The sequence below is a fragment of the Rhodopseudomonas sp. WA056 genome (assembly GCF_010906995.1).
Classification (GTDB): Bacteria; Pseudomonadota; Alphaproteobacteria; order Rhizobiales; family Xanthobacteraceae; genus Rhodopseudomonas; species Rhodopseudomonas palustris_G.
Genome location: NZ_QPFS01000019.1, coordinates 40,901 through 52,548, shown reverse-complemented (window position 1 = coordinate 52,548; position 11,648 = coordinate 40,901). Strand labels below are relative to the sequence as shown.

General features: G+C 66.0%; 11 protein-coding genes. 8 read left to right on the top strand and 3 right to left on the bottom strand.

Annotated elements, in window-relative coordinates:
• From DU475_RS06425 to DU475_RS06405, 5 genes are all read left to right on the top strand, one after another.
• A partial coding sequence (locus DU475_RS06425) for an ATP-dependent DNA ligase (RefSeq protein WP_246700258.1) occupies positions 1-1,486 on the top strand: 1,486 nt, incomplete at its 5' end.
• A 73-nt stretch (positions 1,487-1,559) separates the two neighbouring features.
• On the top strand, positions 1,560-1,862 hold the full coding sequence (locus tag DU475_RS06420; RefSeq protein ID WP_013500748.1) for a DUF6460 domain-containing protein: 303 nt from the start codon (positions 1,560-1,562) through the stop codon (positions 1,860-1,862).
• Positions 1,863-1,941: 79 nt separating this feature from the next.
• Positions 1,942-3,201, top strand: a complete 1,260-nt coding sequence (locus DU475_RS06415) for an MATE family efflux transporter (RefSeq protein WP_205524250.1) — start codon at positions 1,942-1,944, stop codon at positions 3,199-3,201.
• Positions 3,202-3,337: 136 nt separating this feature from the next.
• A complete protein-coding gene (locus tag DU475_RS06410) occupies positions 3,338-4,045 on the top strand; it encodes a carbonic anhydrase (RefSeq protein WP_164631350.1) in 708 nt (235 codons plus the stop codon).
• Between the two features lie 146 nt (positions 4,046-4,191).
• The gene (locus DU475_RS06405) at positions 4,192-4,926 is read left to right on the top strand and encodes an MBL fold metallo-hydrolase (protein WP_047307698.1); all 735 of its coding nucleotides are present in this window, start codon (positions 4,192-4,194) and stop codon (positions 4,924-4,926) included.
• 326 nt (positions 4,927-5,252) lie between these two features.
• Here the strand turns inward: DU475_RS06405 and DU475_RS06400 are convergent, their stop codons facing one another.
• Positions 5,253-6,347, bottom strand: a complete 1,095-nt coding sequence (locus DU475_RS06400; protein ID WP_164631348.1) for a quinone-dependent dihydroorotate dehydrogenase — start codon at positions 6,345-6,347, stop codon at positions 5,253-5,255.
• Positions 6,344-6,688: a DUF952 domain-containing protein gene (locus DU475_RS06395; RefSeq protein ID WP_047309268.1), complete on the bottom strand. Its 345-nt coding sequence runs from the start codon at positions 6,686-6,688 to the stop codon at positions 6,344-6,346. The genes DU475_RS06400 and DU475_RS06395 overlap by 4 nt, the downstream gene beginning before the upstream one ends.
• Before the next feature lie 326 nt (positions 6,689-7,014).
• On the opposite strand from DU475_RS06395, the gene DU475_RS06390 reads away from it, so the two are divergent.
• Positions 7,015-7,647 (top strand): S24 family peptidase, encoded by a 633-nt coding sequence (locus DU475_RS06390; RefSeq protein WP_234713376.1) that lies wholly within the window; start codon positions 7,015-7,017, stop codon positions 7,645-7,647.
• Positions 7,648-7,737: 90 nt separating this feature from the next.
• Complete coding sequence (locus DU475_RS06385; RefSeq protein WP_142881820.1) at positions 7,738-8,496, top strand: carbonic anhydrase; 759 nt, start codon at positions 7,738-7,740, stop codon at positions 8,494-8,496.
• Between the two features lie 90 nt (positions 8,497-8,586).
• On the opposite strand, the gene DU475_RS06380 is transcribed toward DU475_RS06385, so the two are convergent.
• Positions 8,587-9,453, bottom strand: coding sequence for a caspase family protein (locus DU475_RS06380; RefSeq protein ID WP_164631346.1), 867 nt, complete (start codon positions 9,451-9,453; stop codon positions 8,587-8,589).
• A gap of 442 nt (positions 9,454-9,895) precedes the next feature.
• Between DU475_RS06380 and DU475_RS06375 the strand changes: the two genes are divergently transcribed.
• Positions 9,896-11,635 (top strand): hypothetical protein, encoded by a 1,740-nt coding sequence (locus DU475_RS06375; RefSeq protein ID WP_164631344.1) that lies wholly within the window; start codon positions 9,896-9,898, stop codon positions 11,633-11,635.
• Positions 11,636-11,648 lie beyond the last annotated feature (13 nt).

Here is an 11,648-nt window from a genome sequence, read left to right as displayed (position 1 = left end):
CCCCAACCCTCTCCCGCAAGCGGGAGAGGGAGCTCGCCGTGCATCGGGAGAGGGTCCTGCTCAATCGTCAAGCGCCACGATGGAGACCGGCCACAACAATCCCCCGCCGCCGACGCTCACCGAGATTGTCACCACGCTGCATAGCCTCGGCAAGGCCGAGCTGCCGGCGCAGTTGGCGCGCTGGCTGGATGAACTCGACGAGACGGGGCGCTGGGCGCTACTGAAGCTGGTGACCGGGAGCTTGCGGATTGGGGTATCGGCGCGGCTCGCCAAGACCGCGGCTGCGGCGCTCGGCAACAAGGATCCGCACGATGTCGAACTGGTGTGGCCCGGCATCGAGCCGCCATACGATGAACTGTTCGCCTGGCTCGAAGGCCGCGGTCCGCAGCCGGAGAGCCGCGATCCGGCGCCGTTCCGCCCGGTGATGCTGGCCCATGCGGTCGACGACACCGACTTCGCCGGAATGGACCCGGCCGACTACATCGCCGAATGGAAATGGGACGGCATCCGCGTCCAGGCCGTCAGCGGCCTCGACGAACATGGCGACTGCGTGGTGCGGCTGTATTCGCGCAGCGGCGAAGACATCACCATGAGTTTCCCAGATCTGTTGCCGTCCTTGCGCCTGCCGGGTGCGATCGATGGCGAACTGCTGGTACTGCGAGACAAGCGCGTGCAGTCGTTCAACGTGCTGCAGCAGCGGCTGAACCGGAAAAGCGTGACGCCGAAGCTGACGAACGACTATCCGATCCATCTGCGCGCCTACGACCTGCTCGGCGACGGCGACGAGGATCTGCGGACGCTGCCGTTCGCCGAACGCCGCATCCGGCTGGAAACCTTCATCGCAAGGCTCGGCGATCCCAAGGTCGATCTGTCGCCGATGGTCGCGTTCGACGACTGGGATGGCCTCCGTGCCGCCCGCCGCGATCCGGCAAGCGCCGGCGCTGGGCTCGATGCCGACGCGGTCGAAGGCGTGATGCTGAAGCGGCGCGATGCGCCGTATCTGCCCGGCCGCCCCAAGGGCCAGTGGTGGAAATGGAAGCACGACCCGCGCATCATCGATGCCGTGCTGATGTATGCGCAACGCGGCCACGGCAAACGCTCGTCGTATTATTCCGACTACACCTTCGGGGTCTGGACCGAGGGCGATGGCGGCGATCAGCTCGTACCGGTCGGCAAGGCGTATTTCGGCTTCACCGACGAGGAGCTGCTGCAAATCGACCGCTTCGTCCGCCGCAACACCACCGAGAAGTTCGGCCCGGTCCGCCACGTCGTGCACGAACCCGACAAGGGGCTGGTGCTGGAAGTGGCGTTCGAAGGGTTGCAGCGCTCGCCGCGCCATAAATCCGGCGTGGCGATGCGGTTTCCACGCATCAGCCGGCTGCGCTGGGACAAGCCGCCGAAGGATGCCGACCGGCTCGAGACACTGGAGCGGATGCTGAAGGCGGAATCCGCGAAACCGCACCCGGCCGGCGCCCGCAGGCATTGACGGCAAACGGCCGGTTCCCCATCTGCCCTGCACCGAATATGATGCGCAAGCCACGCGCGCGAGGACCATGACGATGCGAGACGACATCCGGGATCTGCCGGCCAACGACGACAGGATGACGCGTTTCCTCGGCGGCTCGCCGATGGCGGTGGCATTTCGCCTGATCCTGATGTCGATCCTGGTCGGTGTCGTGCTGGCGGCGATCGGCCTCGATCCGTGGAACATCGTCACCAGCATCCGGCTGCTGTTCGAGCGGATCTGGGAGCTGGGATTCGACGCGATCAGCGGGCTGTGGCGCTACTTCCTGCTCGGCGCCGTGATCGTGATCCCGATCTGGCTGCTCAGCCGCTTGTTCAGCACGCCGCGCGGACGCTGACGGCCGCCTGCGCCTCGCCGTGGAGTCCGCAAATTCGGCCGTGACCACCCGGCAGGTGTTCTCCATCGCCGGGCCGGCGATGGTCGCCAATCTGACCACACCACTGCTCGGCGTCGTCGCCACCACCGCAATCGGCCGGCTCGGCGAGGCCGCGCTGCTCGGCGGCGTGTCGATGGCCTCGGTGCTGTTCGACTGCCTGTTCTGGCTGTTCGGCTTCCTGCGGATGAGCACGCTGGCGTTCACTGCCCAGGCGATCGGCGCCGGCGAGAGCCGCGAAGTGCCGGCGCACCTGCTACGCGGACTGCTGATCGCCGCCGCAATCGGGCTCGGGCTGATTGCCCTGCAGGCGCCGCTCGCGGCGGTGCTGATCGGCGCGATGGGCGGCAGCGACGCGGTGAGCGCAGCAGCCGGCACCTATTTCTCGATCCGGATCTGGTCGGCGCCGCTGGTGCTGGCCAATTTCGCGATCCTCGGCTGGCTGGTCGGACAGGCACGCGCCACGCTGGCGCTGGCGGTGCAGATCGCCGTCAACCTGATCAACATCATTGCCACGGTGCTATTGGTGCTGTGGTTCGATTTCGGCATCGCCGGAGCCGCGATCGCGGCGGTGATCGCCGAAGGCTCCGGTCTGCTGATCGGATTGGCGATCGCGGCGCGACGCCGCGGCCTGTTCCAGGTGCCGCGGGCGATGCTGCTGGACCCGGATCGCCTGAAGCGGATGTTCGCGGTCAATCGCGACATCATGATCCGCACCGCGGCGCTGATCGCGGTGTTCCTGTTCTTCACCGCGAAGGGCGCGCAGGGCGGCGACGTGATACTCGCCACCAACGCGGTGCTCAACAACTTCCTGATGATCAGCGCGTTCTTTCTCGACGGCCTCGCCAATGCGGCCGAGCAGCTTTGCGGCCGTACCCTCGGCGCGCGCGACCGCGCCGGCTTCGTCAAAGCCACACGGCTGGTGATCCTGTGGGGCTTCGGCTTCGCGCTCGTCGTCAGCGCAATCTACGCGCTCGCCGGCCCGATGCTGATCGACTTCATCACCTCGAACGAGGAGCTGCGTCGCACCGCGCGCGATTATCTCTGGCTGGTGACGCTGGCGCCGATGCTCGGCGTGTTCGCGTTCGCCTATGACGGCGTGTTCATCGGCGCCACCTGGGCGCGCGAGATGCGCAATCTGATGCTGCTGTCGCTGGTCCTGTTCCTGGCATCGTGGTTCGCGCTGCGGCCGCTCGGCAACACCGGACTGTGGATCGCGCTGTTGTCGCACTACGTCTGGCGCGGCGGTCTGCAGGCGCTGCGCTATCCGGCGATGGTGCGAAGCTCGTTCACGGCGCACTGAATTTTCATCAAATCCTGCCGCCGCAATTAACACGATATTGATACCCGCATCACGTGCGAAGAAACGTCTCTTCGCATCTCGAAACTCCGCAAATACCATCGCTCCCAGATAACAGATCGAACAAGGGAGAGACGGAATGTGCCAGACGTGTTCGAGCGGCGTGTCGCGACGTAACTTGGTTGCCGGCGGGCTGGGCCTGCTCGCCGCGGCCTCTCTGCCCCTCGCCGCGCAGGCGCAGACCCAAGCGAATGCGCCGAGCGATACGCCGGACGCCGCGCTCGACAAGCTGATGCAGGGCAACGAGCGCTACATCGCCGGCCAGATGCGCGAGCGCGACTTCTCCGCGGGCCGCGCCGCGCGGGCGGAAGGCCAGGCACCGTTCGCCGCGATCCTCGGCTGCGCCGATTCCCGTGTGGCGCCGGAGCTGGCGTTCGACCAGGGTCCGGGCAGCCTGTTCGTCGTCCGCGTCGCCGGCAACTTCGTCACCCAGGACGGCCTCGCCAGCCTCGAATACGGCGCCGCGGTGCTCGGCACCAAGGTGATCATGGTGCTCGGCCACAGCAATTGCGGCGCCGTTAACGCAACCGTCGCGGCGCTGCAGAAGGGCAACGACCTGCCGGGCCATATCGGCGATCTGGTGCGGGCGATGAAGCCCGGCATCGAGCCGGTCCTCCAGAAGAAGGAGGACGATCTGCGGCACCAAGCGGTGATCGCCAATGTGCAGGCCAATGTCCGGCAATTGCAGGAGTCGAAACCGATCCTCGCCGACATGGTGAGCAGCAAGAAACTGCGGGTGGTCGGCGGCGTGTACGATCTGGCCAGCGGCAAGGTCGTATTGATCTGACCGCGCCTGTGAGATGCGCGCCGGGGCGAACAGCATCGTCCCTGCGCGCAACGGTCGCGGCATCCGGCGATGGTACGGGTTACGTTCCGGGCACAGACAGCCTAGGAGTGGGCGATGGCATCTGAGCCAGATCGACGGAACGCGAAATGCAGGTACGATTTGTCGGCTGTGGCGACGCGCTCGGCTCCGGTGGGCGCCTCAACACCTGCTTTCACGTTTCCGGCCAGACCGTCAACTTCCTGATCGACTGCGGCGCCACCTCGATGCCGGCGCTGAAGCGCTACGGCATCCTGCGCGAAGATCTCGACCTGATCCTGATTACGCATTTCCACGGCGATCATTTCGGCGGACTGCCGTTCCTGATGCTCGACGCCAAGTTTCTCAAGCGCAAGCGTCCGCTGGTGATCGCCGGCCCGCAGGGCATCGACATCCGCCTCACGCGGCTGATGGAAGCGATGTTCGAGCATTCCTCCGCCACCAAGCCGAGTTTCGATCTGCAAGTACTGGCACTGGAGCCGGGCGTCGCACGACAATTCGGTGCCGTGACAGTGACGCCGTTCCCGGTCGTCCACGGCGATTCCGGCGGGCCGTTCTTCGCCTATCGGATCGAAGCGGAAGGCCGCATCCTCGCCTATAGCGGCGACACGCAATGGACCGATCAGCTCGTCGCCGCCGCGCACGACGCCGACCTGTTCATCTGCGAGGCCTACACCTACGATCGCACGGTGAAGAACCACATCAGCCTGAAGGCGCTCGAGACGCATCTGCCGGAGATCAACCCGAAGCGCGTCATTCTCACCCACATGGGTGACGAGGTACTGCACAAGCTCGACACCGTCCCCCACATGGCGGCGAGCGACGGACTGATCGTGCCGCTGTAGAACTCTCAACGAGTCATTCCGGGGCGCGCAGCGCGAACCCGGAACCTCTGTGCCAGATAACTACGGGATTCCGGGTTCGCTCACTTCGTGAGCGCCCCGGAATGACACCCGTGACTGGAGCGCTACGCGCGCCCCAGGATGACAGTCGTGTTGTGTGGGGAGTCATTCCGGGACGCTCGCGCCAGCGAGCGGACCCGGAATCTGGAGATTCTGGGCACTACAGCGATTCAGCGGGACAGACTTCTCGGCCAGGTAACTGCGGGATTCCGGGTTCGCTCGCTGCGCGAGCGCTCCGGAATGACGACCTGGTGAGAACAACAAGCCGTTCAGATCGGCCATTCTTCCGCAGTGATCATCGGCGCGTCGGCGCCGACGATTTCGGCCAGCGAATCGCGGCCGGTGCGGAGCAGCGTCGAGGCGAGGTCGGCCTTGATGCTCTCAACCAGGCCGAGGCCCTTATAGACCAGCGCCGAGTACAACTGGACCAGCGTGGCGCCGGCGCGGATCTTGGTCAGCGCGGCGCCGCCGGAATCGATGCCGCCGACGCCGATCAGCGGGAACGCACCCTCGGCGCGCACATAGGTCTCCGCAACCATCCGGGTCGACAATCGGAACAGCGGCCGGCCGGACAACCCGCCCTGCTCGCCGATCCGGGTCCGGTCGCGCAAGGTCGGCGGGCGCGACATTGTGGGGTTGGCGACGATCATGCCGTCGACCCGCCGCGACCTTGCGATGTGCACGACGTCGTCGAGTTCGCCGAGCGACAGATCGGGCGCGATCTTGAGCAGCACCGGGGTATCGCCCGCCGCCGCCCGCACCCGCTCGCGGGCGTCGATCACCCGCGCCAGCAGATCGTCGAGCGCGGCGGCCTGCTGCAGATTGCGCAGGCCCGGCGTGTTCGGCGACGACACGTTGACGGTGAAGTAGCTGGCCAGCGGCGCGAAGGTCTCGATCAGCTTGACGTAGTCCGCCACCCGATCGTCGCTGTCCTTGTTGGCCCCGACATTGACCCCGACGATGCCGCCATATTGGGCGCGCGCCGCGAGCCGGCGCAGCACCACCTCGGCGCCGTCGTTGTTGAAGCCCATGCGGTTGATAACAGCTTCGTCGCGCTCCAGCCGGAACAGCCGCGGCCGCGGATTGCCGGCCTGCGGCTTCGGCGTCACCGTGCCGACCTCGACGAAGCCGAAGCCGAGCCGCAGCAGCGCATCCGGCGCCTCGGCGTTCTTGTCGAAGCCGGCGGCGATTCCGACCGGATTGGGGAAGTTCAGGCCGAAGGCGCGCACCGCGAGCCGGGGATTGTCGGGACGCGGCTTGGCCGGCGGCCACAGTTTAAGGCCCTGGATCGCCAGCCGGTGCGCGTCTTCCGGATCGAGCCAGCGCAGCAGCGGCAGCGAGACGGCATCGAAAGCGCGGATCACGGCGCGAGCTCCGGCACCAGATGGCTGCCATCGGGGCGAGTGGCGAGATCGTGCACGCCGGTCACCGCCGATATCGGCAACTCGCCATAGAGATGCGGAAACAATTCGCCGCCGCGCGACGGCTCCCAGCGCAGCCCGTCTCCGAGCGCCGCGGCGTCGACCGCGATCAATTTCAGATCGGCCTTGCCGGCATAATGCCTGGCGAGCGTCCCGGCGAGCTGCGGCGCAGTCGAAAAATGGATGAAGCCGTCGCGAGCGTCGTCGGCACTGCCCCGGTAGACCGCGGCCCGTTCGGCGTCGCGCCAGGCCGCGGCGTCACAGATCTTGTAAATCGTGCGCAAGGGCGCGAGTTCCCGTCGTTGCGGCTGGTTCCAGGGGCGGCGGCGATCGGTCCCGCAAATTTCTGGGCGACCGAAACATCCGCTGAAACAATAAGTTGCGCACGTCGGAAGCGCAAAATCGAATCCCGCATAGCGGACCCGCGCGCATTCGGTCGCCCGGCCATCGGCCGAACCTCGGCCCGACCGTATCGGCCGCTCCGGGGCTCCGCAAGAGCTTGTGTTTTTGTTGCCGGACAGGATTGCATATCGTCGCCAATTAAGGCAATAATTCCTAGTATAAAGTTCGTTTCGCCTCGCCGAAGCAACGGCGCATTCGGGTGCCTCCGATGCAAATGCTGACGCACGATCAGATCTGGACTGCGCTCGACCGGCTGGCCGAGCGGTCCGGCCTGTCTCCCTCGGGACTCGCCAAGAAGTCCGGCCTCGATCCGACCACCTTCAACAAGTCGAAACGGATCACCAACGACGGCCGCGAACGCTGGCCGTCGACCGAGTCAGTCGCCAAGGCGCTGCAGGCCACCAACACCGCGATCGATACTTTCGTGCAACTGATCCACGACCGTCCCCGGGTGGTGCAGTCGGTGCCGCTGCTCGGCCTCGCCCAGGCCGGCTCCGGCGGTTATTTCGACGACGGCGGCTTTCCGGTCGGCAAGGGCTGGGAGGAGATCGGACTGCCGTCGATCAGCGACGAACACGCCTACGCGCTGCAGATCTCCGGGGATTCGATGAAGCCGGCCTATCGCCACGGTGACATCGTCGTGGTTTCGCCCAGCGCCGCGGTGCACCGCGGCGACCGGGTGGTGGTGAAGACCACCAAGGGCGAAGTGATGGTGAAGGAATTGAAGCGGCGCACCGCCAAGGTCATCGAATTGGCGTCGCTCAATCCCAGCCACCCGGACCGGACGTTTGCGCCGTCGGAGGTCGAATGGATCGGCCGCATCGTCTGGGCCAGTCAGTAAAAAGACACCGTCATCGTTCATTCGTCCCACTTCACTTTTTCTCCCGAGCCGCGCAATGCTGGTTCCGCGCAGCAACCCGGGAGACGTCCGATGGACCGTCGCAATATCCTGAAGGCCTTTGCCGGCCTCGCTTTATGCCCCCTTTGCACCACCGCAGGCGTCGCCGCCGAAGGCGCCCATCATTGGGGCTACGAAGGCGACGGCGCTCCGGCGAAATGGGGCGAGCTAGATCCCGCCAACCAGATCTGCTCGATCGGCGTGCAGCAATCGCCGGTCGACATTCGCTCGACCGTCGGCGCCAACCTGTTTCCGCTGCAGGTGCAGTGGGCCGATACGGCCGACACCATCGTCAACAACGGCCATACCATCCAGCTCAACATGGCAGAGGGCTCGACGCTCAAGCTCGGTGGCGCGACCTTCAAGCTGGTGCAATTCCATTTCCATCGTCCGAGCGAACACCTGATCGACGGCAAGTCGTTCCCGATGGAAGTGCACTTCGTCCACCGTATGGATTCCGGCACGCTCGGCGTGGTCGGTGTGCTGATGCAGGAAGGCGCCAGCAACGCGGCTTTCGCCAAGATCGTCGCGACCATGCCGCACAGCGAGGGACCGGCGGTGAAGGCCGACGCAGCGATCAACCCGAATGCGCTGCTGCCGGCAAAGCTCAGCTACTATCGCTACGAAGGCTCGCTGACCACGCCGCCGTGCTCGGAGATCGTCGACTGGATGGTGCTGACCGATCCGATCACGGTCGCTGCCGAGGACGTCGCGGCGTTCGCCAAGCTGTATCCGATGAACGCCCGTCCGGTGCAGAAGGACAACCGCCGCTTCGTGCTGCAGTCCAACTGAGCCATCACAGCATCTGCTCAAACCAAAGACCTGACGCGGGCGCCGCGTCAGGTCTTTTCGTTTCAGCCAGGATGATGTGCGGAAGGCGGCTCAGCCGCCGGTCTTGGGCGTCGCATCGGCGACCGGCACCAGCGGCACGTCCGCGACCAGCGACGAAGTCATCGACGGCACCTGGGCGCCGTTGGTCGCCTTGATCACCGCCGCCCGCGCCTGGGCGAACGCCGCCTCGGCGCCTGCGGGCGACGCCAGCGAGCTGAGCAATTCCCCGACCAGTACGCTGTGGGCGCCGTCGTTGTCGTCCGCGACCTGACCCGGCGTCGCCGCCGACATCACCAGCGCATTGGCGGGCGTCTCGATCGGCGCCAGTCCGTGCGAATAGGTGCGGAAGCGGCGCTCGAAGGGATTGCGGCGCGAGGCATCGAGCACCGCGAGATTGACGTTTGCGCCGGCGGCCCTGATCTCCGCCAGCACCTGCTCGACGCTGACGCCGCTGCGGCGCACATCCATCTCGGTCCAGATCTTGGCGTCGACCGGGATCATGTAATTGTCGCGGCCGGACTGGATGCCGTAGCCGCCGAAGAACAGCATCACGGTCGCGTCCTTGCGCGCGCGCGTCTTGAGGCGTTGAACCGCGCGCAGAATATCGTCGCGGCGGGCGTCCTCGATCATGTCGACGTCGTAGCCGTCGCCGCGCAGCCTGGCGCTGAGCGCACGGGCATCGTTGATCGGCTGGACTAGCGGCGCTGCGGCATCGGGGTAATGGGCGTTGCCGATCACCAGCGCCAGCCGTGACGAGGTCGCGGTTGCCTGTTCGGTGGCCGGCGCGGCAGCGCCGGCGGATTCGACCGGACGCTTGTTCAACGCCGCATTCGCACCGATCGCCAGCGACACGACGCCCACCAAGGCCGTTGCCGCGGTAAGGGTCCGCCGTGACAAGCGATGCAACCGGATCTTCATCGTCAATCGTCCTTATCGGCGCGCGCAGGCATTCGTCGCATCGCTACCGTTCAGGTTCAGGGGATGAGCGGGTCTTCTGCTTATGAATTGCGCTCAATTTGCGGCGCCGCACAATAACAATTCATTAAACAGTTCAGCTCGCTCCGGCAAGCGATCAGGAACTCCGACCGTCGAACGAGGACAGCCCGCCTGCCCTGCCGTACCGCTGATCTTTGCTATTCAACTGGCGCTCCATCGCGACAACCGCGAGGAACATCACGCAGCGCCGCGAATGCTTCACTGATCTGTACTGCGACAATTTTCATCTTTGGCGGCGGTCTGTTCTGTCCTACGCCTTGACGATCCGGATCAGGGGCGAAGCCGGACGCGGCGGTTTGTATTCCCCGCCGGTCCATGCAATTCCTCAATGACTGGAAGACGTTCAGGCGCGCGGAAGACGATCATGGATGTGCTGAAGATGGCCGGCGCGGCGTACCGCGCGCTGACCGCCCGGAAGGAAGCGCCGACGCTGTACGACCTGTGCGACCCGGTGTTCCGCGGCCACAAGCACGGCGACCCGCACATCTCCAAATTCTACAACACCGCGCTCGGCAACCCGGCGCTCCGACCGCTGCTGCGCAAGGCCGGGCTGCCGGAGCTCAAGGATCCGGTTCGATTCCGCAGCCTTCGCGACGCACTGATCAGCGCCCGCGACGACGCCGAGCCGGATTGGGCTGCGATCGGGGCACCGATCGCAGAGCTGATCGACAGCGTCAGGCTGGAGCACCCGCATCCGCCGGTTTGGGTGGCGCCGCCGCAGACGCCGCGCCTCGCCGATATCGACAGCGCGATCCGCGCCTGCGGCGATCATTTGCTGCAGTCCTGGAGCCGCAACGGCTTCCTGCCGGCCTATGCGGCGTTCAACCTGATCGGCGATCCGGATTTCGACGGCCGCGCGTTCCTGGCGGCGCTGACCGGGCTCAACGCGCGCAGCTACAAGAACTCGACGCTGCTGTTCAATCTGGCGCGGGTATTCATCGCCCGATCGCCCGCAGAAGGCGTGATCAATCCGCGCTGGTGCGGGATCGCCGAGCCGATGTGGTCGCCGGTGCAGATCCGTCATCGTTCGGCCTATTACGACGCGTTCTACATCGAGGCGCTGCTCGGCTTCATCGATACCGGTCTCGGCACGCCCGACGACACCCGGGCGGCGCGGCGGATCATCGCCGACATGGCCGAGTTCTGCCTGAAGACCAGCCGCGAGCGAGTGCGCACGCCGGACGGCGAGCCGTTCGACGTGATCACCGCACTGGCGCCGCCGCCGCATCCGCGGTTCTCGCGGTTCTTCGCCCAGATCAAGCGGAATCTCGGCTTCGGCGTCTACGTGCCGGATTGCGACACCACCGCCTGCTCGATCTCGGCCGCGACCCAGGCGAACTCGTCCGATCCGATCATCGACCAGCCGCTGATCGACTTCTACAGCGCCTATCAGGTGCGCGCGGGCGCCAACGCGCCGATGGTCACGGTGCCGCTCAACCACACGATCGACTACAACGGCGGCATCGTCACCTGGATCGACAGCCTGGCCGGCGAGCGCCCGTTCGGCAACGACCTCGATCCGACGCTCAATCTCGACGTGCTCGAGGTCTGCTTCCGCAATTGCGCGCGCTGGCGGATCGTCGAAACGCCGGCGCGGCTGGAGACGGTGCGCCGCATCGTCGATTTCCAGCGCCGGCTGGTGGCGAGCGGCGCATTCGCCGATCCGAAATCACACGTCTACTATCTGCCCGAACTGTATTGCGCGTATTTCGGCCGCTGCTACGCAGCGTTCCGGGCGCTGGACGAGACCGCCAGGCGAACGATCGATCCGGACGGCGTGTTCGAAGCGATCCGCCAGCGCGTGCTCGGTTACGTGCAGGACGAACTGATCGCCAAGGAGATGAACGTGTTCGACGCCGCGCTGGCGCTGATCGCGCTCGGCCATCTCGGCGGCGACCCTGCGCAATTCGCGCCGGCCCTGCATTGCATCCTGAGCCATCTCGGCGAAGGCGGCGGCCGCGCCCCGTTCAAGGCCTATGAATGGAACAAGATGAAAACGCCGACCCGCATCCTGGTCGGCGGGCCGGAAGTGACTTCTGCATTCGTGCTGATGGGCTTGGCGCTGGCCCGCAAGGCGCTGCTGCAGCCGGTGCAGCAAAGCTGAGCTTCGCGCGAAG